This window comes from Pedobacter cryoconitis (assembly GCF_014200595.1).
In the GTDB taxonomy this organism is placed as follows: Bacteria; Bacteroidota; Bacteroidia; order Sphingobacteriales; family Sphingobacteriaceae; genus Pedobacter; species Pedobacter cryoconitis_C.
In genome coordinates, this window is sequence record NZ_JACHCG010000001.1 from 394455 (window position 1) to 420445 (window position 25991).

Annotated in this window: 17 protein-coding genes; 11 read left to right on the forward strand and 6 right to left on the reverse strand. The window is 41.1% G+C overall.

Translation table 11 applies throughout. The features are described from left to right. Positions 1–3: 3 nt before the first annotated feature. A complete protein-coding gene (locus HDE70_RS01905) occupies positions 4–4119 on the reverse strand; it encodes a hybrid sensor histidine kinase/response regulator transcription factor (protein WP_183887709.1) in 4116 nt (1371 codons plus the stop codon). 196 nt (positions 4120–4315) lie between these two features. Between HDE70_RS01905 and HDE70_RS01910 the strand changes: the two genes are divergently transcribed. The 6 genes from HDE70_RS01910 to HDE70_RS01935 are packed head-to-tail and all read left to right on the forward strand — an operon-like array spanning position 4316 to position 14763. Continuing rightward, positions 4316–7633: a SusC/RagA family TonB-linked outer membrane protein gene (locus HDE70_RS01910; RefSeq protein WP_260159868.1), complete on the forward strand. Its 3318-nt coding sequence runs from the start codon at positions 4316–4318 to the stop codon at positions 7631–7633. Positions 7634–7644: 11 nt separating this feature from the next. After that, the gene (locus HDE70_RS01915; protein WP_183887712.1) at positions 7645–9405 is read left to right on the forward strand and encodes a RagB/SusD family nutrient uptake outer membrane protein; all 1761 of its coding nucleotides are present in this window, start codon (positions 7645–7647) and stop codon (positions 9403–9405) included. Further along, complete coding sequence (locus HDE70_RS01920) at positions 9406–10188, forward strand: family 16 glycosylhydrolase (protein ID WP_183887714.1); 783 nt, start codon at positions 9406–9408, stop codon at positions 10186–10188. After that, positions 10169–12259, forward strand: a complete 2091-nt coding sequence (locus HDE70_RS01925; protein WP_183887716.1) for a polysaccharide lyase family 8 super-sandwich domain-containing protein — start codon at positions 10169–10171, stop codon at positions 12257–12259. Before HDE70_RS01920 ends, HDE70_RS01925 begins: the two co-directional genes overlap by 20 nt. Before the next feature lie 33 nt (positions 12260–12292). Continuing rightward, positions 12293–13498, forward strand: a complete 1206-nt coding sequence (locus HDE70_RS01930) for a glycoside hydrolase family 88 protein (RefSeq protein WP_183867711.1) — start codon at positions 12293–12295, stop codon at positions 13496–13498. A gap of 41 nt (positions 13499–13539) precedes the next feature. Continuing rightward, positions 13540–14763 (forward strand): DUF2264 domain-containing protein, encoded by a 1224-nt coding sequence (locus tag HDE70_RS01935; RefSeq protein WP_221301995.1) that lies wholly within the window; start codon positions 13540–13542, stop codon positions 14761–14763. A 55-nt stretch (positions 14764–14818) separates the two neighbouring features. Here the strand turns inward: HDE70_RS01935 and HDE70_RS01940 are convergent, their stop codons facing one another. The 4 genes from HDE70_RS01940 to HDE70_RS01955 form a co-directional block, all read right to left on the reverse strand. Beyond that, on the reverse strand, positions 14819–16015 hold the full coding sequence (locus tag HDE70_RS01940) for an alginate lyase family protein (RefSeq protein ID WP_183887720.1): 1197 nt from the start codon (positions 16013–16015) through the stop codon (positions 14819–14821). Between the two features lie 73 nt (positions 16016–16088). Continuing rightward, positions 16089–16928 carry a siderophore-interacting protein gene (locus tag HDE70_RS01945; RefSeq protein ID WP_183887722.1) on the reverse strand — a complete coding sequence of 280 codons (840 nt, stop codon included), beginning with the start codon at positions 16926–16928 and terminating at the stop codon, positions 16089–16091. A gap of 230 nt (positions 16929–17158) precedes the next feature. Beyond that, positions 17159–18394, reverse strand: coding sequence for a hypothetical protein (locus HDE70_RS01950; protein ID WP_183887724.1), 1236 nt, complete (start codon positions 18392–18394; stop codon positions 17159–17161). A gap of 23 nt (positions 18395–18417) precedes the next feature. Beyond that, positions 18418–21264 (reverse strand): TonB-dependent receptor domain-containing protein, encoded by a 2847-nt coding sequence (locus HDE70_RS01955; protein WP_183887726.1) that lies wholly within the window; start codon positions 21262–21264, stop codon positions 18418–18420. Positions 21265–21461: 197 nt separating this feature from the next. On the opposite strand from HDE70_RS01955, the gene HDE70_RS01960 reads away from it, so the two are divergent. The 3 genes from HDE70_RS01960 (at position 21462) to HDE70_RS01970 (ending at position 23214) form a co-directional block, all read left to right on the forward strand. Beyond that, complete coding sequence (locus HDE70_RS01960) at positions 21462–21773, forward strand: type II toxin-antitoxin system HigB family toxin (RefSeq protein ID WP_183867705.1); 312 nt, start codon at positions 21462–21464, stop codon at positions 21771–21773. Beyond that, entirely contained in the window at positions 21757–22116 is a 360-nt protein-coding gene (locus tag HDE70_RS01965) for a type II toxin-antitoxin system HigA family antitoxin (RefSeq protein WP_183867704.1), read from the forward strand. The genes HDE70_RS01960 and HDE70_RS01965 overlap by 17 nt, the downstream gene beginning before the upstream one ends. 105 nt (positions 22117–22221) lie before the next feature. After that, positions 22222–23214, forward strand: coding sequence for a sulfite exporter TauE/SafE family protein (locus HDE70_RS01970; protein WP_183887728.1), 993 nt, complete (start codon positions 22222–22224; stop codon positions 23212–23214). A gap of 115 nt (positions 23215–23329) precedes the next feature. Here the strand turns inward: HDE70_RS01970 and HDE70_RS01975 are convergent, their stop codons facing one another. After that, entirely contained in the window at positions 23330–24754 is a 1425-nt protein-coding gene (locus HDE70_RS01975) for a PLP-dependent aminotransferase family protein (protein WP_183887730.1), read from the reverse strand. Positions 24755–24844: 90 nt separating this feature from the next. Here HDE70_RS01975 and HDE70_RS01980 point away from each other — a divergent pair, with 90 nt between their 5' ends. Together HDE70_RS01980 and HDE70_RS01985 are read left to right on the forward strand one after the other, a co-directional pair. Further along, positions 24845–25423: a GNAT family N-acetyltransferase gene (locus tag HDE70_RS01980; RefSeq protein ID WP_183867701.1), complete on the forward strand. Its 579-nt coding sequence runs from the start codon at positions 24845–24847 to the stop codon at positions 25421–25423. 82 nt (positions 25424–25505) lie between these two features. Beyond that, complete coding sequence (locus HDE70_RS01985) at positions 25506–25985, forward strand: FKBP-type peptidyl-prolyl cis-trans isomerase (protein WP_183867700.1); 480 nt, start codon at positions 25506–25508, stop codon at positions 25983–25985. Positions 25986–25991: the final 6 nt, after the last annotated feature.

A 25991-nucleotide genomic window follows, 5' to 3' on the forward strand; every position in this document is an offset into this window, starting at 1 on the left:
GGATTATTCTTTTAAGCCGTTCTGGATATACTCAGTCGGGCTGATCCCAAATTGCTTTTTAAATTCCAGACTAAAGTATTTCCGGTCATTAAAGCCGACGCTGTAAGCGATCTCAGAGATAGATAAACCTCCGGCTTTAAGTAACCTTGCGGCTTGCTTTAACCGGAAAGACTTGATAAAGTCATTGACAGACTGATCGGTTAACGATCTTATTTTCTTGTATAATACAGGCTGGCTCATGCCTATTTCGGTGGCAAGGGCAGGCACACCAAAGTCAGTATCGCTGATATGTTTTTCAATAATCTTAATCAGGTTCGCAAGGAATTGCTGTTCAGTAGTGTTGATAATCAGGTTTTTGGGCTCAAGGGTAATGGTCTGTCCGTATTTTAATTTTAATTTCTCCCGCGCATTTAACAGGTTTTCTAATGTTAATTGCAGCAGCTTGATATTAAAAGGCTTGATGATATAAGCATCTGCTCCGGTTTCCAGCCCGTTGATCTGATGGATATAAGCGGATCTTGCAGTTAACAGGATTACCGGGATGTGGCTGGTTCTTTCATCTGTTTTAACTCTTCTGCAAAATTCAAGGCCATCCATATTTGGCATCATGACATCACTGATAATCAAATCAGGAATTAAATCCGGTGCAGTTTCCCATCCAGCGAGTCCGTCTTCACATTCATGAACCTGGTAAGCCGCGGAGAGCGCATCGCTGAGAAACCTTCTGATTTCTGCATTGTCTTCCGCTAATAGGATTGTGTATTTATTTGTGTGCTGAAGAAAGTCCTCAGCAGGAATACTGTTTGCTTCAGGAACTATAACATGGTTGTTTTTGAGAGATTCGTCATTTGAACTATCATTAAAATCTGCTGCTTTATTGTAATTTACAGCATCGTCATAATAGATATAATCTGAAATCAGGTCTGCTGGTTTAAAGTGATCTTTACCCGTTGGCAGCGCTACAGTAAAACAAGTACGTCCATTTACCCCATTAATATCCGGTGTACTCTCGAAATAGATTTTTCCATGATGCAGCTCTGTAATGCTTTTTGAAAAGGAAAGCCCTAAACCTGTACCCATATTTCCGGCTGGGGCTACCTGGTAAAAGCTGTTAAACAGATCTGCCTGGTTTTCAGGCAGAATGCCTTTTCCACTATTTGTGATTTCAATTTGAACAAGGCCAGTTTCAGTTTTAAGGTGAAGACTGATCTGTCCGTTTGCTGGTGTAAATTTAAAAGCATTGGAAAGCAGGTTAAACAGTACTTTTTCTAATTGTACTTTATCAAAGTATAACTCAATTTCTTTCTGCGTTGCAGAGAAATTATAATTGAGCTGCTGGCTGATTGCCAGGTTTTGGAAGACCAGGAATATTTCATGGCAAAATTTAACCACATTACCCGGACTGACCTGCAATACCATTTTTCCGCTTTCTGCTTTTCTAAAATCAAGTAATTCGGTGGTCAGGCGCATCAAACGGTCTGCATTGTTTTTAATTAAGGAAAGCTCCTGGTGCAATTCTGGCTGCGCGATGGTCTGATCTATGATCTTTTCTAAAGGGCCTACAATTAATGTTAATGGTGTTCTTATCTCATGAGAAATATTCGTAAAGAATTCGAGTTTATGGGCATTGGTCTCTTTTTCATTTTTAAGTACTGCCCTGATTAATAAATAACGCAGCAACAAAACAATGATCCCTGTGGCCAGGGCACCATAAAATAAATAAGCCCACCAGGTTAAATAAAAAGGAGGAAGGACACTGATTTTTAGTGTCTTGGTATTCAGGCTTGGTATGCCGTCATTGTTTGTCCCTTTCACCTGAAAAACATAATCGCCGGGTGGCAGATTGGTATAGGTAGCTGTAGGCGTATTTACAGCGTTCCAGTTCTTTTCAAAACCTTCCAGTTTATAACTGTACTTGTTTTTCTCAGGTTTAACGTAGTTGAGCAAAGCGAAATTGAGTGTAATGGTGTTCTGGTTATGGTGCAATATCAATTCATCAGTCTGGCAGATATTTTGTTTTAACAGCCCGTCTGCTCCATTAATTTCTACGGATTGATTGTCCAGTTTCAAGTCTGTCAGGACAATTGCTGAAGGCTTGGTATTGGTTTGTATCTTATTGGTCAAAAAGCCGGTAAAGCCATTGTAACCACCAAAAAATAATTCTCCATCCGGGCTTTTCAGATAAGCATTTTTATTAAACTCATTTCCAGGTAATCCGTCGCTCGAATTATAGTTTTTAAAGGTTTTAAGTACCGGATTAAACATGGATACCCCGTTACTGGTACTTACCCATAAATTGCCTGCATCATCTTCCATGATGCCGAATACATTGTTATTCGGTAAGCCGTTTTCCTGGGTATAATTGACAAAGCGGTTCCGCTTCTGGTCATAATAACTCAATCCTCCATAATAAGTACCGATCCATATTTCACCATTTTTACGCTGGGTGATGCAATTGATATTACTGGATTTTAAACTTTGTGGCAAGCCCATTTTGAAAGTGACCAGCAGGTTCCGGGCTTTGTTTAACAGGAACAAACCATCTGATGTTCCAATCCAGGTATCCTGGTGCTGATCCCTATACAATACATAAATTGATCTGTCTTTTAGTTTCTGATTGACTAAAGGGAGATTGAGCGGTTTAAATGCAGTTTTTTCAGGATTGGAATAAAGTATACCATTTTTCTGTGTCCCGACCCATAACCTTTGCTGCTGATCTTCGGTAAAGGTATTCATCTCATCTATCAGCGGATCTTTCGGGTTATATAAAAAGCGTTTGAAAGTTTGTGTTTCCGGGTTGAAACGGTTTAATCCACCGCCATGTGTACCTGTCCAGATTGTCCCTTTTTTATCTTCATAGATAGATTTAACCAGGTTTGAGCCTAAGCTGGAAGGGGAGGAAGTATTCAGGTAAGCGGTATACTGACCTGTTTTCCGGTTAAAATAGTTTAATCCCCCACCTTCAGTGCCTATCCACAAGTTTTTCTGCCTGTCTTCTACCAGGGAACTCACTACATTATTACTGATACTGGATTCGTATTTGTTTTTCTGATAACCGATGAAATGCGTAATGTATGGATAGGCAATATTGACCCCGCCAAAGTAAGTCCCGATCCAGATGGATTCATTTTTATCTTTAAACAGACTGTAAACTGAGTTCTGGCTCAAACTCTTTTTATTCTCAGAAGCATTTTGATAGGAAACGCAGGCGTATGTTTTTGGATTCATAATACTGATCCCTTCCAGGCTGCCAATCCATAGGTTTCCAGACTGGTCTGTGATGATTTTGCGCACCACGTTACTAATTAAGCTTCCGGGATCACTGGTATGCTTAAAAGCGACGAATTTGTTAGCAGAGCGATCATAGCGGTTTATGCCACCATTCTGCGTTCCGATCCAGAGGTTTTTATCTTTGTCTTCAACGATGCTGGTGATAAAGTTATCGCTGATCTCACCGGGTTGCCCAGTGTTCTTAAAGTTTTCAAAGTGATAACCGTTTTTTTTAAGGGTAAGCCGGCATAAACCATTTGAGGTTCCGATCCATATAGCGTCCAGATAATCCTGGTAAATAGTTTTAATATTATTTGAAGGAAGCTGGTTTTTAGCAGCATAAAAGGAGCGTGTATAGACCTGCTTGTTTTTACTGTTAAGTAATTTCAAGCCGTATTCTGTTCCTACCCATAAATTTCCCGATTTGTCTTCTGTTATACAGGTTACTTTTTTTCCTTCAGGATTGGTCATCTTGCCGGGGTCACGTACCAATTCAAAAGACTCTTTTTGACTGTTATATTTTTGAAGGCCTGCATCTGAGCCTACCCATAGCGCACCTTTTTGATCCCGGTACAAAGCATTGATGTAATCATTTTTCAGAGAGTTACTGTCTGCGGGGTTATTCAGATATATTTTAAACCGGTAACCATCATAACGGTTTAAACCGCGCCGTGTACCCAGCCAGATAAAGCCATTCTGATCTTGTGCGATGGAAAGTACGGCATTCTGAGAAAGGCCTTTTTCAATATTTAAATGGTCAAATAAAATAGGCTGCTGTGCGCTGAGCTGGCTGCAAACGAAACAAAAAAACAACACTGGGAATAGGAAGTAATTTGGTTTGAAGCGCATGTTTTGGTTTTTTCAGTAAAATAGGTGACAAACAGCCTGATTACGCAATTATAAGCTAAATTATTAGAAATTCACCCCTATAAATTTATAAAATTACCCCCTCCGCATCCCCCTTTGCCTATAAGTTTGCTATAGGATGTTACCACCTTGAATGGCCGGAACGCTCCTGAAAAACCTAACCAAATAAAAATCAATTATGAAGAAATTATACCTTAATTTAAGAAGGTGTAGCTTAATGTTTACTGTGCTTTTATGCGGCGCATTAACTTTGGTCTCACCTTTATCTTTATTTGCGCAAAGCAAAGTAATTTCAGGAACTGTTACTGATGAACAGCGGTTACCTGTGCCGGGTGTTTCTATCCAGGTCAAAGGCACCTCAAAGTCTACACAATCGGATTCCAATGGAAAATATAAAATCCAGGCAGACGGGAATGCTGAAATTGTATTTACAGCAATCGGTTTTACGACACAAACTTTATCGGCTGGCGGTAATGCCATTTTAAATGTAAATCTGCATGGCACAAGCACAGGTTTGAATGAAGTGGTTGTAGTGGGATATGGTACACAAAAGAAAGTTAATGTGATCGGCTCGATTGCAACCATCAGTGCAAAATCATTAGAGAACCGGCCGATTACTAATCTTTCTTCTGGCCTTGCGGGCTTAAGCGCTGGTATTGCAGTGAACCAGAGTTCTGGTAAACCGGGCAGCGATGGGGCGACAATACGGATCAGGGGAGCAGGTACTTTAAACAATAATAATCCTTTAGTGATTATCGACGGAATTGCGGGTACGATGGATGCGGTTAACCTGAATGACGTGGAAAGTATGTCTTTATTAAAAGATGCTGCGGCAGCCTCAATTTATGGTTCACTGGCGGCAAACGGCGTAATCCTGATTACCACCAAAAAAGGGACAAAGAATAAACTCAGTGTCAATTATACCAGCATGTTCTCGGTCGCGACACCTGCCAGCATGCCAAAATTTGTAACTGATTATATTACCCATATGAACCTGGTAAATGAAGGTTATCGCAACCTTGGCCAGACTCCGGTTTATACGGATGCAACTAAAGCGTTATGGGCAGCTGCAAATGCTGATCCGGATGGATTGACTGCACAGGGAATCCCAAATAGAGTTGCTTATCCAAATACAGATTGGGCAAAAGCTATTTTTGAGCATAACCTGGTCCAGCAGCATAATATTTCACTGAATGGTGGAACAGAAAACACACAGTACCTTCTTTCTGCGGGTTATTTAAATAATCCCGGAACGATGGCCAATACCGGAACTGATCGTTTTCAGTTAAGGATTAATTTGCAAACTAAAGTCAATAAGTTCCTGACTTTAGGTACACAGACTTTTGCTTCTTTGCAAAATTTTGGAATGGCCAGTACGGTAAATGCTTTTAATTTTCTTCGTCAGACTACGCCGGGTGTATATCCGGTATACAACGGATTATATGGGTTTCCGGCAGCTGCTGAAGAGTCTGCTACGGCAAATAACATTTCTACTTATTTATATAGCACAGGCGGTAAGGATCAGGAATCCAGGTTTAATACTACTGTATTCGCAAACTTTGACATTTACAAAGGACTGAGTTTCGAAACCCGTTTCAATTACCAGACGCGTTTTGAAGAGAAAAATTCTTTTAGCAACACTTTCGAAAAATGGAATTTTGCGACTAATACCTTAAAGGTTGCGGCCACAACTCCCGATCAGCTGAGTACCTCTTATTATTTCAATAAGAACTATAGCACCACTATTGATAACGTTTTAAGGTATAATACGACGGTTGCTGAAAAGCATGATATTGGAGTTTTATTAGGGTACAACCAGAATTACTTCAATTATTACAATTGGGATGCGACCAAGACTGGTTTGATCGATGCCTCTATTACTACATTGGGTTCCGCGACTACAATGACCTCTATCAATGGGGATGCTTATGATTATTCAATCAGGTCATTCTTTGGCCGTTTGAACTATGCTTACCAGAGCAAGTATTTGCTGGAAGGTGTTTTTCGTTATGATGGATCTTCCAAATTTGCTCCCGATAACAGGTGGGGTTTCTTTCCTGCTTTCTCTGCGGGATGGCGTATTTCTCAGGAGCCGTTCATGAAAAATATGAATGACTATGTAAGTAATCTGAAGCTACGTGCATCATGGGGCAAAACAGGTAACAATGTGATGAATGCTGATGCGTCACTCGGAAATTACGATTATAAAGCTGTTTATGGTTCTACTCCTTATTCTTTTAATGGGTTGCCGGTTAACGGGCTGATCCAGTCAAAGTTTGCCAATGGGGATTTGAGATGGGAAACTACTACGGTAACAAACTTAGGGTTGGACGGATCGCTTTTTAAAGGGGCGGTTAATTTTGAAGTGGATTTATACAACAAGTTTACGGAAGGGATTTTATATGTGCCAACAATCCCGTTAACGGTGGGTACTGCAACTGCGGCGACTAAAAATATAGCAGAGATTTCTAATAAAGGGGTAGAGCTCACTTTGGGTTATAATGGTAAATCCGGTGATTTTAAATATGGGGTGTCTGGAAACTTCGCTTATAACTTTAACCGGGTTAAGAAATATAAAGGTGCTTTACAACAAGGCTATACTACTGATGCAAATGGTAATCAGGTGTATACGTCAAATTTGGGCAGTGTCTCGAATGGTACAATAACGCGTATCCTTGAAGGACAGCAGGCCAATCAGTACTATCTGTATAACGTTTATAAAGGAAATGGTTCTTATAAAAATGCGGACGGAAGTCTGAACATCAACGGAGGGCCTAAGGATGGAATGATCCGCACACCTCAGGATCTTGCCTGGTTGCAAAGTATGGTATCTGCTGGTTATACTTTTCAGCCAACAGGCGGAGCAGCTGGCAAAACTAATATTACTTATGGGGATTTGATTTATGCGGATAACAACGGAGATGGTATTTATGGAAATACTTATGATCAGACTTTCTCTAATGTGTCGGCAACACCAAAATATAACTTCGGTCTGCAACTTAATTTTGCTTACAAAGGTTTTGATTTGTCGATGTTATGGGCAGGTAGTGCAGGTATGAAATACTACTGGAATGCTGCTGGTTACAACAGTTCAATTGTATCGCTTGGTAATGCAGTGAGTACATTAATTGCCAATGACCACTATTATTATAATGCAGCAAATCCGTCAGATCCGGCAAATAACATCAATGCACATTATCCAAGGCTTAAAAATACGACCGATGTTCAGAATTCTGGTGTAGCCAGTGATTTCTATCTGTATAATGCTTCTTATGTGAAGTTGAAAAACTTACAGCTCGGTTATACGCTGTCTTCAAATATTTCAAAAAAGGCAGGGATGAACAGGGTAAGGTTATATGTTTCGGGAGAGAACTTGTTTACAATCACCAAATTCCCGGGGCTTGATCCTGAGCTTGGTGTTTCTGGTGGACAGTATGCAGGCGTAGCTTACCCAACGATGCGTCAGTACACATTAGGTTTAAATGTTACTTTTTAAGGGAGAAAGAAATGAGAAAGATTTTATCAATTATACTAACCCTGGTGGTTTTATCGGGATGTAAAAAAAACTTATTGGAAACCGCGCCTTATTCTGCGGTGGATGCGGAGAAAATGTGGACGACTGATAACCTTACAGATTTGGGGATTACAGGTGTTTACAATGCCTTGCGTTTGGGGATTAATACTTCGGGTGCATCGGGGCTGGAACTTTATCAATTGGATCGTTTTGGGTTTACAGGACAGACCAGTGGTTCGGAAGTACTGATGGCAGGAACAATTACCACAGGTAATTCTATGTTTAGTGATACCTGGAAAAATATGTATGAGGGGATTCAGCGTGCTAATGATGCGATTAAAAATATTCCGTTGAAGTCTCCATCCGCAGATGCGAAAAAGAGCAGGTATATAGCAGAAGCTAAATTTTTAAGAGCTTATTATTATTTCAGGTTAAATCAATTGTACAAAGGTGTACCTATTTATCTGGAGCCATTTTTGGCGGATGAAGCGGTTAAAGGGCGTTCCACTGAAGACGAGGTCTGGACTCAGGTTATCGCCGATTTGACGGCTTGTATTGCCGAGACGAATCTTCCGGACAGGTATACTGCGGGTAATGCTTCTTATGGCCATATTACCAAAGGGGCAGCTTATGCATTACGCGGTAAAGCGTATTTATATCAGCAGAAATGGGCATTGGCTGCTGCTGATTTCAGTAAGGTTAAAGATGCGGGGTATGGTTTATTTAATAATTACACCACCTTATTCAAAACAGCTAATGAACAAAGTAATGAGATGATTTTCTCTATTCAGAATATCGGGCAGGCGAATGCAGGTTCTACGACGCAGTTTTTTTGTGGGACAAGATCTTCTTTTGGGTCTTGCTGGAATACTTACCATGTTTCGCCAAACCTGGTTGATTTATATGAAAATGCGGATGGTTCAAAGTTTAACTGGGAGGCTGTGTTGCCGGGGTATTCTGCCTTGACTGTGGCGCAGCGGGAAGTTTACTTTTTGAGGAATAATTTGACAGCGGCCGAAATTGCCGCGGCAACAACCAGAGGTGCCAAAATGAGCCTTTATTTACCAACTGGTAATGAGGCACGTATTTTACAGGTTTATGCGAATCGTGATCCAAGGTTAGCGGCAAACGTAATTACCCCTTATTCTACTTATGTAGGTGTGTATAGCGGGATCAATGCGACGGTAACTTCGAGATGGCCATACCGTTCAGAGGCTGCTTTAAATGGTGATTTGAGAACCGATACACAGAGCTATTTCTACTATCTGTACCGCAAATTCGTTTATGAAGGAGCTTCGGAGACACTAAACAGGTCTTATGGGCCTACAGATTTTCCCATTTTAAGGTACGCAGATGTACTGCTGATGTGGGCAGAAGCATTAAATCAACTGGGGTCTACGGGTGATGCGATTGCAAAAGTGAATGAGGTGAGAGCAAGAGCGGGCGCGGCTTTACTGCAAATGGGAAATAGCGGATTGCCAACTTACGTAAGTGGTCAGAGTGATTTAACAGAGCGTATCCGTAATGAACGCCGGGTAGAATTCCCGAATGAAGGGATTAATTACTTTGATGAGTTACGCTGGAAGAGCTGGAAAGACAAAGTTTTCTATACTGATAATGGGGTTAAACAGATCTGGGGAAATACAGTCTATCCTTATTCTTTTAAAGGGGATTATATTTATAACTGGCCTGTTCCACAGGTAGAAATAGAACGAAATCCTAATTTGAAACAAAATACTGGCTGGATAAATTAGATGAAGGGATATCAATTAGTTGTCTTGTTGCTGCTGGGGGTAAACCTGGTGGCAACTGGCCAGGAAATCAAGAAACGTAAGCTTATTTTTTCGGATGAATTTAATTTACAGGGGCTTCCTGATAGTACAAAATGGACTTATGAAGTGGGTTTGGTACGGAATAAAGAGCCGCAGTATTATACTTCTAAAAGGTTGGAGAATGCAAGGGTAGAAAATGGAAACTTAGTGATTGAAGCCAGAAGTGAAGATTATAAAGGTTCGGAATATACTTCAGCGAGTTTAATCACTTTGGGTAAAAAGCATTTTAGATATGGTAGGGTAGAAGTGCGGGCCAAAGTTCCTAAAGGTGTGGGGAGCTGGCCCGCTATCTGGATGTTGGGTGAAAACCGGCAGCAGGTAAAATGGCCAAACTGCGGGGAGATTGATATCCTGGAGTATGTAGGTAAGGATTCAACACAAGTTTATGGAACGGTTCATTATGCAGATTCTGCTGCTAAATATCATTATTTGGGTGAAAAGCCGGTAGTAGGAGCACCCAATGAGGATTATCATGTTTATGCGGTAGAATGGGATAAGAAAGGTATTTCCTTTTATTACGATGATTTGAAGTATTTTGTATTTGAATATAAAAAGGCTGCTTATGATCCGGGGAAGATTTTTAAAAAACCTTTTTATCTGCTGTTAAATCTGGCATTGGGCAGGGAAGGAACATTGGGAGGGCCGCTGGATGAACACATTTTACCTTTAAAATATTACGTGGATTATGTCAGGGTTTATAAATAGGGTTGCTGTTCAGTTTAGTTTATGCAGTGCGCTGCTGGTTTGTTTCAGTGGAAGTTTGTCCATTGCTCAGGAGATCCCCGTTCCTTACAGGACAATTATGGGGCGGATCAATGCTGATTTGCAAGGCGGTTCCTCGGCTGCTAAGGTGCAGTCTGATCTTGCTGGTTTAAAAGAAGATGGCGGCTGGCCGGATATCAATTATGCGAATCCGGATTACGACCCTTTGCAAAGGATTAAAGGGATTGCGATTGCTTATAGTGGGGCAAATCATCAATTGTATGGTGATGCAAAGGCATATGATGGTGTGGTCAGATCGCTTCAGCATTGGCTGAAATTGAATCCTAAAAACAAAAACTGGTGGTACAATGATATCTTTTATCCGAAGACAATTGGTGAAATACTGATCCTGATGCGTTATGGGAAAACTCCTTTACCAGCAGCTCTGGAACAGTCTTTAATTACCAGGATGATCCGGAAATTAAAAACTGGAGATGGAGCAAATACTTCGGATGAGGCTTTGCATTATTTGTACCGTGCTTGTTTAACCGGCCGTAAAACTACCTTGGATTCTGCTTCAAAATATTTGTTTGAGCCTGTTTCGATTACGGATGGTAAAGAAGGGTTGCAGGTAGATAACAGCTACTTTCAACATGGAAAACAGCAGGCAATTGGCAGTTATGGGACTGTGTTTGCCAGTAATTCTGTGAATGCAGCTTTCTATTTGAGAGGTACTGCTTATGCAATGCCTGCCGGTCAGCTGACTCTACTGATGACTTATCTGAAGGATACTTTTTTCAGGACTATCCGCGGAAGTTTCTTTGATTTTAATGTGCGTGGCCGGGGGATCAGCAGAAGAGATTCTTTGAAAGGGGTTTTTGGAGGCTTGATCACTAAGATTAAAGTTTTGAACCCGGAAAATACAGCTTATTGGGATGCGGCAGCTAAACGAATGGCGATAGCCGTACCTGCTTCTTATGGGATTATACCGGGTAACAGGGTGTATTGGAAAAGCGGATACGCCTTACATGTCCGTCCTGAATATACTTTTAGCGTGCAGACTGCTTCGTCCAGAACATTAAGAACGGAAAGGGGGAATAATGAAAATATACTGGGCAAGTTTCTGGCCGATGGTGCAACAAATATCCAGGTGCGTGGTGATGAATATGCGAATGTAATGCCGGTTTGGGAATGGGATAAAATTCCGGGAACAACCAGCAGGGATTATTCAAATGATGAAGGAGCTACGATTAAGCAGGATTGGGGGATTCCCGGAACAACTGCTTTTGTTGGTGGGGTGAGCAATGGTTTATATGGTTTGTCTGTTTATACGCAGGATATTGATGGCGTACAGGCTAAAAAGGCATGGTTCTTTTTTGATAAAGAGGTAGTGTGTTTAGGGGCTGGAATCAAAAGTGACGCTTCGGAAGAAGTGAAGACTACTTTAAATCAGAGCTGGTTAAAGGGAGAGGTCATTTTGGATAAAGCGCATGCTGCGCCTGGATGGGTATGGCATGACCATATTGGTTATTTTCTTCCTGAAGGCGGGGGCTTTATTGTGAGTGATAAATTGCAAAAAGGAAGTTGGTACCGGATCAATCAGTCTCAGTCAAAAGAAGAAATAAGCGGGAAAGTGTTTCAGCTTTCTTTAAGTCATGGGGTTAAACCTTTGGCCGGACATTACGAATATATAGTGGTTCCGGGATTAAAGGATGCGGGCGCAATGCGGAGTTATAATTTATCCATGCTCAGAATTTTAAGTAATACATCAGATTTACAGGTTGTAGAACATAAGGGGCTGGATCTTTTACAATTGGTTTTTTATAAAGATGGCGTGTTTTCGGCGGAAGATTTCAGCATTAAGGCTGATAAGGCTTGTACGATTCTGATTCAAGGTTTACATACGGAAAATCCGATTATCAATGTGGCGGATCCTGCGCAGGAAAATACGGTTATACAGCTTGAAGTGAAATTACCCGGATTAAAAGAGGTAAAGAAATTGAATTGTGTTTTACCATTGGGTGCACAACGGGGTGCTACGGTTAGCAACCGTTTAAGTCCCGGACATAATTAAGGACAAATGATTAAGTAAAAAACAAAAAATAAGATGAAGAAGAAAATCAATTTAATTGCAGGACTACTCTTACTGGCGGGATCTGCCTCTTTTGCGCAGAAATCAGGAACACAATTACAAAGCATGAAGCAATTAATTGATGAACAGTTTAATTTTGCTGTAAAACAGTACAAAGTTCTGGACAAGAACATCCCTGCTGGTTTAACGCCACAAAGTTTTGATGCTAAAAATAATAAACTGGTTGCCTACGATATCAAATGGTGGTGCAGCGGTTTTTATAGCGGTTCGTTATGGTATATCTACGAACAGACTAACGATGCCGCGGTGAAAAAGACAGCTGAAAAAGCATTGAAGGTTATTGAGCCGAATCAAAATTACAGTGGTAATCATGATCTTGGTTTTATGATGTTTTGCAGTTTTGGCAATGCTTACCGCCTCACCAAAGATCCTGCTTATAAAACAATTATTGACAGGTCTGCTGCTTCGCTGGCTAAACGTTATCGTCCGGCAATTGAATCTATCCAGTCGTGGGATAAAAATAAATACTGGAAATGTCCGGTGATCATAGACAATATGATGAACCTGGAAATGTTGAATTGGGTGAGTGATAACGGAGGAGATGCGAAGTATAAAGATATTGCTGTTAAACATGCCAATACGACTTTAAAGAATCATTTCAGACCTGATTTTAGCTCTTATCACGTGGTAGATTATGATTTGACAACTGGAAAAGTTAACCGTAAAGCGACGTGGCAGGGAGCAGCTGATTGTTCTGCATGGGCACGCGGGCAAGCCTGGGCATTGTATGGATATACGATGATGTACCGGGATACTAAGGATCAAAAATATCTGGATCAGGCAAAGGGGATTGCTCATTTTATCCTGAACCATCCAAACCTGCCTGCTGATAAAATCCCTTTCTGGGATTTTGATGCCCCAAAAATCCCTTATGCGGAACGTGATGCTTCTGCGGGGGCTATAGCTGCATCGGCTTTGTTAGAGCTGGCTCAGTATACCGCAGAAGGTAAGGAGAAAACGGAATTTCTATCTTCGGCAGAGACGATGATCAGATCTCTGGCAACTCCGGTATACCGTGCTAAATTAGGTGAAAACGGTGGTTTTCTGTTGTTACATAGTACAGGTGCACTTCCTTTGAACAGTGAAATTGATGTACCTTTAGTTTATGCCGATTATTACTTCCTGGAAGCTTTAGGAAGATATAAAAAGTGGTATTTGTAAATGATTAACCCTATAACCTTATGATATTTTTCCGTACAAAAATGATACTATTCTTGTCTTTCCTGGTTGTTTTTTCCACTGCTGCACAGCAGACCGGTAAGGGCAAACCTGCTACTGGAGCACAAGACAGACAAGTTTGGGTCAAAGCATTATATAAGATTTCTTATCCCGTGGTTTATAACCTGGCTAACGAAACATTAAAAAAGAAGATGCCTTTGGAAACAGGGCCTGAATATGCTTTGAACCTTAAAAGTGTGACTTATCTGGAAGCGGTTGGCAGGACAATGGCTGGTATAGCGCCCTGGCTGGCTCTTCCTGATGACCGTACTGAGGAAGGGAAGATGCGTAAAGAGATGCGCACCTTGCTTTTAAAGGGGTTGAAGAATGCAGTAAATCCTAAAAGTCCTGATTATTTGAATTTCAGAACTGAAGGTCAGCCGATTGTAGATGCTGCTTATGTGGCTCAGGCTTTTATTCGTGCGCCAGAAGCTTTGTGGGAACCTTTGGACAAGGAAACTAAAGCTCGCTTTGTAGAGGAGTTTAAGTCTTTGAGAGACCGGAGCGGAGCTTACAATAACTGGCTTTTGTTCTCTGGTTTAACGGAAGGTTTTTTATTGAGTATTGGCGAGCAATATGATCCTGCAAGGGTTCAGTTTGCAGTCAATAAAATGAAAGAGTGGTATGTAGGGGACAGCTGGTATAGTGATGGTGAAAAATTCAGTATGGATTATTATAATTCATATGTAATTCATACGATGCTGGTTGATCTTGAAAAGATTCTGGCTGACCATAAAAAAGCACCGGTAAGTGATTATGATCAGGCGTTAAAAAGAATGGTCAGATATTCGGAGTATCTGGAAAGGATTATTTCTCCGGAGGGTACTTATCCGGCTTATGGACGTTCTGTAACTTACCGGACAGCGGCATTTCAGGCACTGGCCCAGACTGCGTTACTGGAGAAACTTCCAGCTTATGTAAAGCCGGCGCAGGTTCGTTGCGGGTTAACCAAAGTGATCCAGAATATGTTCACAGGAGATCAGAATTTTGATGATAAAGGTTGGCTGGTATTAGGTTTTAATGGCCATCAGCCGGCAATCGCAGATTATTATACTTCTACAGGAAGTTTGTATATGGCAACTTTAGGGTTTTTGACGCTTGGGCTTCCGGCAGATAATGAGTTTTGGACGGGGCCGGCAGCAGCATGGACTTCTTTAAAGGCATGGACGGGACAAGAGGTGGTCAAGGATTATAAAGTAGCGTATTAGTACATAATTAAGCCCTTGATCTTTATCAGATTAAGGGCTTAATATTAGCAATTGTTCAGGGTTTATAAAGCAGGTCAATTAACTGCGTGTCTTTATCTTTTGGTATAGCTTCGGCTTGTTTGAAATAAGCGTCATTTTTGTAGGCTGTACCTGCAAGTGTCAATAATCTGTACAATTCACTTGTGTTGTAGGGTATAATTTGTTTGCGGTCTTTTGCTTTTTGATCCATACCGTATGGAATTAACCAATCCAGTGCTTTGTGTATGCTTCTTCCATCTGAAGTCTGATAGTTCCATACCTCAACGCCAGCATGTTTTCCTAATAGGGCAAGGTTAAACCAGCCATCGTTCAGGTTCATTGTACTGTAGCTATAAGCTTTTGTTCTGGCAAGTTCCAGCGGCTGTTCACCTGCTGGTGTAATCTGCACTGCTATTCTTTCCAGACTTGCAGTTATGGTCTTTTTTGCCAGTTCTTTTTGGTCTGTAAATAAAGCATAAGATACTATCTGCGTATCGTAAATAGTACCGTGATTATTTTTGGATCTATGTTCGTCTTTCCCGTTTTTACTGGTTAACATCCAATCCAGGTATTGTTTATACCAGGTTTTAATGTCTTCAGTTTGTTTGGCTGTGATTGATTTTGAACTGGCCAAAAGTCCCATCCAGTCTGCGAGTTCAACCAGGGAACGACTTTCAATAATACCAATGCCCCTGCCATCGTTTACGCCCGGTATGGCTTGTGCGTAATTCAGATTGGGGTTCATTTTTGTTTCGGGTGCAATGAACCAGGCATTTAGCAAGTCACTGGCTTTTAAAGCATACTTTTCCTGACCTGTGAAGTAATAGGCAAGGGATAAGAATTGACATTGTTCAGTGAGATTATGCAGAAATACCGCATCGGTTATTTGATGAATAGCAGGATTACGTTCACCGTCTTTTCTGATATAGGGCGTTCCGTCAGCTTTGGAAGGATCAGGCCAGAAATAAGGCGCCTGGCTCATATAGTCGTGTTTTGATCCGCTTGGTGGAGTTGATGATTTATCCATCACAGATTTTGGCTTCGCGGTCAGGAAACCATCGGCCTTACGAACTACCTGATCTACCAGGGGTTTAATTGCTTTATCTTTTTGCTGGTAAGCTTCTTTCTTTGCTTTAAGCTGGTCAGCATTGATTAGAAATAGTTTTGGCGTTTGTGCGAAAGATAACTGTCCATACAGAACAGCGAGGATCATATAAAAAAACTTGTTCTTCATGCGTATAAGATTTAGTCACATTTGGATGCTGTGGAAACCAAATGTAGCTAAATCTTATGCAAACAAATATGCTTTACTTTTCTTCCCGGTGTTCTTCCCGTCGTGCCCTGACTGAACCGTCTTCGCTGGCTCCTAACTTCCAGTAGGAGTAGGCGTATAGTTCACTTTGATCCCAGTGTTGTTCTTTACGCAGAAATTGACGAATGTCTTTTACAGTTGAAAATTCGGCTGCCGCATAGCCAAAACGGGTTGTGTTATGTTGTTGAGGTATTTTTACAGTACGTACGGCATCGGCAAGCAGCGTTTTTTCTCCGGGATGTGCGTTATAAATCCAGTTGATCTGAATGTCTGCGTTGGTTTTTAATTCCTGCTCGTCTTCTTTTGTTGGTATTTCAATATAGGCAACTCCGGTTGCGGTAGCTGGAAGAGTTTCCAGTATAGCGGCAATAACTGGTATTCCGGTTGCATCGGCAGCTAACAGATACCAATCTGCTTTTGGATAAAGTATTGATTCTTTTGCTTTCATCAGGATACCCAGAATATCTCCTGGTTTAGCATGGATTGCCCATGCTGATGCAGGACCGGTTTCTCCGTGTGCAACAAAGTCTATAGTCATTTCCTTCTTTTCCACGTCGATAGCTCTGTGGGTATAAGTTCTGATGACAGGCTTTAAGTGTTCTGGCGCGTGAGACCATTCTCCGGTACTGTAGTTGAAATCAGGGAAATGGATCTCGTTGACTCCTGCGGGAGGGATAAAGATTTTATTATTGATCCCTGGGGTTGTCTCTGCAAAAAGAGGTACATCATCTCCGGTAAGGGTGATGCGGATATAATTAGGGGTGAGATACGCCTTGTTTTTTACGGCTAATACTCCGCGGACAATGGCAGGTAATTCTTTTTTTGTTTCACTCATCGTAGCTTTTCTCTGGTTTACTACGGGTAAAGATATGTTATTTGTAATCTTTCTAAATAAGTAAAGGCAGCTATGACAAAGGGATTACATAAAGGGAAAGAATTACCGCTATAACGAAGTACTATCCAGCAACTAGAAGTGATCTATGTTGGAAGGGTGTTGGAAGGGTTCGACACCCTTCCAACACCCTTCCAACATAGATCACAATACGATCGTGGACAATTGGTGATTTACCTGGTTTCAATTTCAGGAACACCAATCCAGTGCCAGTTCCTTTTAGTAAATCCCGGGGTCAGATCTCCGTCGATATTGAATCTTCTCAAATCAATTAAACGGGTTCCTCTCCAGGATAAAAATATCCTGCGGATTGCTGTAATATCGGTAAGGGTCAGGTTTTGTGCCGGAAGGTTGGATTTACCAGCCGGATCATATTTCGCAATTACTGTATTCACATAGTCAACTGCATTTCCAGTTAACAGGCCGCGGATAGCGAGTTCTGCTCTGATCAGCTGCATTTCGTCAAAATCAGTAACCAGCAGCGGATCTCTTTCTTTAAAATAAGTTAATGACCAGTGTCCTTTAGGGGCTTTTAAAACAGGGTTCCGCGCTTTATCGGCTGTTGTTTTTAATACAGCAACCAATGTCGGATCAACAGCTGCATCTCTGACATTAATACTTAAGGCAGAAAAGAAAGCATTACTTACAGTACCTACTGTATTTAAGAAAGCAAAGTTTTCAGCTGCTGAAAATGATTGATTGATATGGGCTACAGCCAAAGCGTAATTTTGGGTGCTTATGCCTAGTTTAGTCAATAAGGAATGTAATAGTCTTTTTTCCTGATCGTTGGCTATTGGCAATGCTTCTTCCCAATAGCGTTGTGCTTTGGCGTAAGCTTGTTCATGTTTAACCAGCATATGATCTGCATAAACGGCGCGATTTGCTTCACTCACTGTAAAGTAATCCGCCAGCAACATCCAGGCATAACCCGCGTGTAAACGGGCATTGATTAACGCGCCTTGTTTGATTTTCAACTTATCTTCTTCTGAAGGATTTTGCTGTGTGGCGAGTTTGATAGCGTCTTCTGCCCTTGCTCTGTAGTTCTGGACATTTGACCATGCGCTAAAAAGAGAAGGGTTATCCGGGCTCAGTTTATCTTCATCCAGCTCTTTGTAAAAAGGTGAATTAGGTACAGCGGCAGAAGTGATTTCGTCTGCAATTGCACCGGAGGCCACGAGTAAGTCTGAAGAGGCTGTAGCCCCTGCACGCCAGACACCTGCAATGATTGGCCCGTTGACATAAACTCCTTTATCGATACGGCCTAACATTTCCAGGCTGCTGAGTTGTGATTCATCAACGGTACTGTCTGGTGATTTCGGATCATTGACCCATTTATTACAGGATGAAAAGGTTAATGCGATACAAAGTGCCGCTCCGATTCTAAAAATATATCTTTTGTTCTTTAACATAATCTTTTGATAAACAATACTGATTAAAACCCAATATTTAAACTAAATGCATAAGTGCGGGGAGCTGGAACGGCTGTCCAGTCTGAAGACAGGTAACTAATCCCTTTAGTTCTTTTACTTCCACCCTGAGAATCAATCTGAGGTTCAGCGCCGCCGTAGTTTGTAGTTAACCACAGGTTATTTCCTGTTACGGAAACTACACAGCGTTTCAATACCCCTTTTGTATAGCGTTTTGCCCAGTTACCTAAGTCATAAGACATGGTTAAATTGCTTAGTCTGATGAAGTCTGCTTTTTGGATGAAATCACCTCTTACGCCTTCAACTTTTGACAGGGCGGTAGCGGTGGAGATATAATCGGCCGTGCCTGGTGTAAGGGTAGCTAATTGTGATTTTAAAGTTTCTTTGGCTTCATAGTTATTTCCTTGTGAAGCCACATTTCTTGCCGAAATATTATAAACTTTAGCTCCTTTTGAATAGGTGAGAAGTGATTGTATGCGCAGGTTGTTGAATAGTTGCAGGCCAAATCCTAATGACCCGTTGTAAGTAGGGAAAGGTTTACCTAATTCTTGTAGCGGGCCTTCTTTTGCACCTGTATAAACGCCTTTGGCATCAAATACCGGGCCCTGGGAAAGGTTGGAGTAAAAAGCAAATGCTGGCAATCCGGCTCTGATCAGGTTCACCGAACTCAGAATATCTTTATCACCTGAATTGATTACTTTATTAGATTGCTGATTGAAGATGGCATAAATGTCCAGACTGTGTTTTTTATTTGCACTGGTAAAGACTCTGCTATTGTAAGAAATTTCCAGTCCCTGACCTTGTATTTTACCAATGTTTTCAGGATAGTCACCACTTAAGCTGGACGGAAAGCCCAGTGAAGGTAAAAGGGTTGTATAAACGATTGCATCACGGGTATACTGCCTGTAATAGGTAAAGCTTAATTTCTGGTTGAATATTTTTACATCAGTTCCGATTTCAAATTCACCTGTACGTTCTGGTTTGATATCCGGATTTCCTTTCCTTAAAGGTTTTACTATAGTCCCAAAAGAAGAGTTCTCTACCAGGTAAGCGGTTTGTGCATCACCCGGATAAGGTAAGCGGCCTGATTCTCCATAGGCAGCTCTGAATTTCCATTCTTCTACTTTTCCTTTCAAAAAGTCCATGCCAGCTACGTTATAGGCCACACTTACTGTCGGATACCAGATGCTGGCTACGTTTCTTCCGATCATATTGGATACATCGCGTCTAAGCCCGGCATTGATAAATAATTTGTTGTCGTAGCTTAAAAAGGCCTCTCCATATAATCCGTGTGTGCGCTTTTCGAAGGTGTTGTCTGTAGTGCCTAAAATTTCTGCTGCGGAAGCGATATTGCTGATTCCGGGAACAGCGAAGTTACGGACACTGATTCCGGTAACTTTCTCAGATGCTTGTGTAACCTGAGAGAGGAAGGACAGGTTTAATTGCCATTTCGGATTGAATACAAAGTTGCGGGATAATTTAAAGTCCCAGTTCATATTCTGGTTACGGCGGTTACTGATTTGCTTGCTTCCGGTATTGTTTGTGCCTTGCAAGTAGCCGTAAGGAAGATAATTTAAGCCGTCGATACGGTTCAGGTCTAAGCCAACTAAAGTTTCTGCTTTGATTTCAAAAGGAAAGGTATAAGCGAGTTTCAAACTTCCTGTAAAGCGGTCGTTTTCATATTCTTTTTGAATGGCCCGCCAGCTTTCTTCGGCAATAAATGGCCATGGGGTACGGTCGCGCATCAGGTTCCAGATTGCATCGTCACGTCCTGAGGCTGATTGCGGGATACTTAATTTCCCTTTGACGTAACCTGCGGTAAGCGATAGTTTAAAACGGTCTTTTGTAAAGTCATACCCTGTACGCACTGTTTGCCTGTTATCCTGATTTCCAGGAACGATACCTGCATTTTTATTGGTATTTGCAGAAAGGAAAATGCTGTTATTCTCATCAATTTGAGAAGTAACATTGGCGTATAGTTGTTGTTCTGTTCCTTTTCTGAAGAAATCGTTTAAGGGGTCGTTATTGACAAACTGATCATATTTTCTGGCCAGTTCGCTGAATCCTGTGGTATATTTTACATTGACAGCTATTCCTTTTTTACCGTTTAAGCCGCGTTTAGTTTGAATAACTACGACACCGTTTGCAGCTTCAGCACCGTAAGAGGCTGCTGCTGCGGGGCCTTTAATGACGTCGATAGATTCTATATCATTTAAGGGTAAGTCGTTCAATGCGCTCATGGCTTCCTGAGAAGAGTTAATGTCTGAGGTATTGCTACTGCCGTAACGTACACCGTCTATAAAAATCAGTGGATCACGATCCATGCTGAAGGTGGCGGACGAACGGATGTCGAAGCGGATGGGCATGCCTACTTTACCGTTGGTATTGTAAACTTGTGCGCCGCTGATTCTTCCGTTAACAATGTCTGCGAGTGAAGAGGGGTTACTGGTGGCAACAATTCCTGCTGCATTAATGTGATCGATGTTTGTTCCAATTGCTTTTTTACTTCTTGAATTGGCCAAACTGGCGGTAACCATAACTTCTTGCAGTTCAACGCCAGGTTCCAGGGAGATGTTGATTTGCTGACCGTCTTTAATAACCTGGTATTGCTTTTGGAAATCTTTATATCCAATCATTTTCACGATCAGCGTCTCGCCTGATTGCAGTTGTAAAGTGAATTTACCTTGTGCATCTGCCATTACACCTTTTCCGGGGTGTTCTTTTACGGAAATACTTGCCCCTATAATGGTTTCCCCGGTGTTTTTATCGTGTACTGTACCTTTGATGGTCTGTGCCTGAATTGCGCAACAGAGGAGCATGGCTGTTCCTAAACTGGTAAAAAATTTAATCATATGGTGTGTTTAATAGGGTTTGCGCTAATTTGTAATTAGCTGATAATGTTTGATTTAGATCTATTGTTTAGTGTTGGTCTAAATAAGAATTGGCGGGCGCAAAGATAGGAATTACTTTAAAAGTGGCAAGGGATAAGGAGGAATAAATAACTGTATTTCGTTCCCAATTTGGGAACGAAATATTATATTTGCTAAGTATGCGGGTTATAGCAATAAAAACACTGAAAGATTACATTGCCGAGTTTCATCAGGCAGAGCAAGCTTTATTAAGTTGGCATGAAGAAGCAGCCCTGGCTTCATGGAATAATCCCAATGAACTAAAGGCTCAATACAAAAATGCCTCTATACTAAATGAAAAGCGGGTTGTGTTTAATATCCACGGTAATACCTATCGCTTGATCGTTGATATAGAGTACCGTTTAAAAATTGTGTTTGTTGTTTGGTTTGGCTTGCATAAACAATACGATAAAATAAATGCTAAAACAATAAGTTATGTTAAAACCAATTAGAACTGAGGAAGAATACGATAATGCTTTAGCTCATATTTATGAGTTGATGCAAACAGATATTATAGAGGGGTCGGCTGTTTCTGATGAGTTGGAAATCATGAGTTTATTGGTTAAAGATTACGAATCAGTTCATTATCCTGTTGCTTATCCAAATCCAATAGAAGCTATAAAATTTCGTATGGAACAAATGAATTTATCTGAAAATGAATTAAGTGCTTTATTGGGAACCCGTTCAAGAAAGTCTGAGATTTTATCAGGAAAACGAAAATTAAGTTTAGCTATGATACGTAAATTGATTGACATACTGCACATTCCTGCTGAAGTCCTCATTCAGGCATATTAATAACTGTTATTTGATATGGAGAGGTAAATTCAGTAATTATTTTTTAGTCTATTAAATTAGTATACTTTATTGTATATTGGCAAACCTAATCGTCAGTATATCAATATGTCGTCGTCCTCTTCAGAAAATCAAATCACACAAAAGGAAGGAGTTTCCTTCGCTAAAGAAACTTCAACCCTATCTTCTGCTGCGCTTACTGTCCGTGATGGCAGGTATTGGAAGAAAATTGCCGGCCGGTGTTTGTTTGCTTTAGGTTTCATGATTATCGGGCATCTGATCGCTTCATTTTATCCTTTGATCAATCTTATAGATGCTTTTAAGGCTTTCGCTAAAACACTTGATCTGGATGCCGCATTTGGATGGATGTTACTGGCCGGATTTGTAGCGCAAATGGTCGATGGGGCTTTGGGCATGGGATATGGAGTGATTTCTACCACAGTTTTATTGTCTACCGGGCTTAATCCTGCTGCAATTAGTGGAAGTATCCATACGGCAGAAATGTTTTCCAGCGGTGCTTCTGGTTTCAGTCATTACAAGTTTGGAAATATCAATAAAAAGCTTTTTAAGACTTTGTTATTGCCTGGAGTTTTAGGGGCGATTATTGGTGCTGGGTTACTTTCTTTTCTGGGTGAATCTTATGGAAACTGGCTCAGGCCAGCACTATCTGTTTATACTTTGTTTCTTGGATTAAGGATATTATTAAATGCTTTCAGGAAAAAGAATGAATCCAGAAAGGTGAAACATGCTGGCTGGTTAGCAGGGGCTGGTGGTTTTCTGGACTCCTTTGGTGGTGGTGGATGGGGGCCTTTGGTGACCAGTACATTGATTGCAAAGGGTAAAACTCCACGTTATATTATAGGTACGGTCAGTTTAACTGAGTTTTTTGTTACGCTGGCCAGTGCGTTGACTTTCTTCATTATTTTGGGTACGAGCCATATTCAGACTATCGCTGGTTTAATTATCGGAGGACTGATCGCAGCGCCGATTGCAGCAAGGTTTGCGGGGAAATTAAATACGAAGACAATCCTGATTGCAGTTGGAACGCTGGTTATTGTTTCCAGCGTACGTACTATTTACAAAACCGTAGTTGGCTTTTAAAATCCTACTCCTTAGCGGGGTGTTTTAATGGCTGGTGGTCTGCCTCTGTTAAATGTCATTTCACGTAATCAAAGCAAGATATGTGATACAGAATCTTCCAGTTAAATAAAAAGCTTTAATGAATTAAGTTTCCAATGGTTTTTATGGCATTGTTGAGTTGAGGCGTCCAGGGTAATCCGTAGCTGAGCCGCAGACAGTTGTTATACTGGTTTTGCAGCGTAAACATCCTGCCCGGGGCAAAACTTACTTTTCTTTTAATGGTCTGGTCATAAAGTTCTGCCGTATTGATTTTGGGGTTCAGTTCTACCCATAACATGAAGCCGCCTTTGGGCCTGCTGATTTTTGTTCCTTCGGGGAAATACTTCCGGATGGCTTCTCTATAGTGCAAACTGTTACTGCTTAAGGTGTTTCTTAGCTTTTTCAGATGACTTTCGTAACGTCCTTTTTCAAGGAAATCTGCTACTGCTTCTTGTGTAAGGGTTGTGGAAGAAATAGCGGTAGCAAATTTCACACGCCTGATTTGTTCTGTGAATTTGCCCGGGGTAAGCCAGCCGACCCGATATCCGGGGGCCAATGTTTTGGAAACTGAACTACATAGAAGTACCAGGCCACTTTCATCATATGTTTTACAGTTTACTGGTCTGCCGGCGCCAAAATACAGATCGCCATAGAGGTCGTTTTCTATCAATGGTACATCATGATGTGCCAGGAGTCTGACGGCTTCTCTTTTATGCTCCGCTGGCATTGTACCTCCCATAGGATTACTAAAATTACTGATGAACAGGCAAAGTTTGATTTTATTCTTTTGCAGGGCTGTTTTTAAAGCTTCCAGTTCAATACCTGTTTCAGGATGAGTAGGAAGTTCCAGTACTTTTAACCCTAAACTTAGTGCTAATTGCAGAATCCCAAAGTATACCGGGCTTTCTACGGCTATGGTATCTCCTTTTTGTGTCAGTGCAACCATGGCCTGGAACATCGCACCGGTACAGCCTGCGGTGGTTAAAATATCATTTTCTGTAAGTTTTCCTCCCCAGTTTGCCGATAAGCGTGCAATCTGGCGGCGGAGTTTAGGATTGCCTAAAACATGTTCGTAACCTGATCCGTGTGCTGGCAGGGTATGTAATGCATGGCTTAGTGCTTTATTTAATTTGGGTAATGGCAGTAGTTCGGCAGAGGGAACACCAAGGGAAAGCATAATATGGTCAGTGCTGATACTGTCGTAAACGTTGCTGACAATGTTGGAGGTATCTGCGTTGCTAAGTGATAAAGATGGCCTGCTTTGGTTAGGAAGCGCCATGTTTTGGAGTTTATAACTTACATAATAACCTGATTGTGGTACAGAACGGATCAGACTTTTACTTTCCAGCAGGTAGTAGGCTTGTAATGCAGTGCTGATACTTACTTTATAGTGTTGGTGTATAGTCCGGAGTGAAGGGAGTTTGTCTCCTGAAACGAGTACGCCGGCGTAAATCTGATGGGTAATATCCGCGGCAATATTTTCATATAAATAGCTTTTACTGGCTGGATCAGAATTTGTCATCAGTTATAACTGTTATGGTTAAATTAGGTAAAACTGTATCTGTACTGGTTCTGGTAAAATTAGGAAATTTGATTAAAAGATGCATGTCATATGAATAAAGAATCTATTTCCGAAGCTATAGTTCTGGAGGTCGCTGCTACTGACCTTCATTTTAATCAAATCCTTGCTTTACAGCAGGAGAATCTATACAGCGCTATAAGTGCTGCTCAGCAACAGCAGCAGGGTTTCGTGTTTGCGGAGCATAATCTGGCATTGTTAAAAAAGATGGCTGGTCATTTGCCTCAGGTCATCGCAACCTTTAATAACCGGGTAATTGGTTATAATCTGGCCATGCATGTTTCTTTGAGAAATGAATTGTCAAGCCTGATACCGATGTTTAATGAGTTTGAACGTTGTCGTTACCGGGGAGAGTTGTTAGGCAGTTATAACTACATGGTTGGCGGACAGGTGTGTGTGCATCGTGATTTTAGGGGGCAGGGCCTTTTGAACCGTCTATATCAGGAAACTAAAAGTAAAGTGGGAGAGCTGTATCAGTTGTGTGTAACGGAGATCTCCACCAGGAATATTAATTCCTTAAAGGTTCACCAGAGAATGGGGTTCGAAGTGATTGGTACTTACAGGGACGAAAAAGAGCTGTGGAATGTAGTAGCCTGGAACCTTGGGGAATGAGGTGATTTAATGTGGCGTTTTTTCTTAAGAATTTGCTCAAACTTTTTAGTGAATCACTAAAATAAATTTACATTTGCAATCGATGATAAAGATTAAACACCTCCTGGTATTACTTGTTTGTACGGTAACTGCGTTTACATCCTGCAAGAAAAAAGAAACTTATGACCCTGATCCACAGTTCAGGGCAGATACTACAGCAATAAGAGCTTTTGTAGTTGCGAATAAAATTCCTGCAATTAAGGATCCTGCAACCGGGGTATTCTATCAGATTATAACCCCTGGGTCTGGCACTGTTAAAATCAATAACTCTACCACTGTTACGGTAAATTATACAGGCCGTTTCCTGAATGGTAATGTTTTTGATCAGAGCAATGGCACACCAATATCTTTTCCTTTAGGTGGTGTTATTACTGGATGGCAGATTGGAGTACCTTTTATTCAACCTGGTGGTCGTATCCGTTTAATTATTCCTTCTGTGTTAGGTTATGGAAATGTAGATAAAGGGCCTATTCCGGCAAACTCAATATTAGATTTTACGATTGATTTAATAAGTGCTAAATAAGTAATT

What these genes read in the sequence shown, in the direction of transcription:
- HDE70_RS01905 (WP_183887709.1), bottom strand. Translation starts at nt 4,119, where the DNA reads ATGCGCTTCAAACCAAATTACTTCCTATTCCCAGTGTTGTTTTTTTGT.
- HDE70_RS01910 (WP_260159868.1), top strand. Translation starts at nt 4,316, where the DNA reads ATGAAGAAATTATACCTTAATTTAAGAAGGTGTAGCTTAATGTTTACT.
- HDE70_RS01915 (WP_183887712.1), top strand. Translation starts at nt 7,645, where the DNA reads ATGAGAAAGATTTTATCAATTATACTAACCCTGGTGGTTTTATCGGGA.
- HDE70_RS01920 (WP_183887714.1), top strand. Translation starts at nt 9,406, where the DNA reads ATGAAGGGATATCAATTAGTTGTCTTGTTGCTGCTGGGGGTAAACCTG.
- HDE70_RS01925 (WP_183887716.1), top strand. Translation starts at nt 10,169, where the DNA reads ATGTCAGGGTTTATAAATAGGGTTGCTGTTCAGTTTAGTTTATGCAGT.
- HDE70_RS01930 (WP_183867711.1), top strand. Translation starts at nt 12,293, where the DNA reads ATGAAGAAGAAAATCAATTTAATTGCAGGACTACTCTTACTGGCGGGA.
- HDE70_RS01935 (WP_221301995.1), top strand. Translation starts at nt 13,540, where the DNA reads ATGATACTATTCTTGTCTTTCCTGGTTGTTTTTTCCACTGCTGCACAG.
- HDE70_RS01940 (WP_183887720.1), bottom strand. Translation starts at nt 16,015, where the DNA reads ATGAAGAACAAGTTTTTTTATATGATCCTCGCTGTTCTGTATGGACAG.
- HDE70_RS01945 (WP_183887722.1), bottom strand. Translation starts at nt 16,928, where the DNA reads ATGAGTGAAACAAAAAAAGAATTACCTGCCATTGTCCGCGGAGTATTA.
- HDE70_RS01950 (WP_183887724.1), bottom strand. Translation starts at nt 18,394, where the DNA reads ATGTTAAAGAACAAAAGATATATTTTTAGAATCGGAGCGGCACTTTGT.
- HDE70_RS01955 (WP_183887726.1), bottom strand. Translation starts at nt 21,264, where the DNA reads ATGATTAAATTTTTTACCAGTTTAGGAACAGCCATGCTCCTCTGTTGC.
- HDE70_RS01960 (WP_183867705.1), top strand. Translation starts at nt 21,462, where the DNA reads ATGCGGGTTATAGCAATAAAAACACTGAAAGATTACATTGCCGAGTTT.
- HDE70_RS01965 (WP_183867704.1), top strand. Translation starts at nt 21,757, where the DNA reads ATGTTAAAACCAATTAGAACTGAGGAAGAATACGATAATGCTTTAGCT.
- HDE70_RS01970 (WP_183887728.1), top strand. Translation starts at nt 22,222, where the DNA reads ATGTCGTCGTCCTCTTCAGAAAATCAAATCACACAAAAGGAAGGAGTT.
- HDE70_RS01975 (WP_183887730.1), bottom strand. Translation starts at nt 24,754, where the DNA reads ATGACAAATTCTGATCCAGCCAGTAAAAGCTATTTATATGAAAATATT.
- HDE70_RS01980 (WP_183867701.1), top strand. Translation starts at nt 24,845, where the DNA reads ATGAATAAAGAATCTATTTCCGAAGCTATAGTTCTGGAGGTCGCTGCT.
- HDE70_RS01985 (WP_183867700.1), top strand. Translation starts at nt 25,506, where the DNA reads ATGATAAAGATTAAACACCTCCTGGTATTACTTGTTTGTACGGTAACT.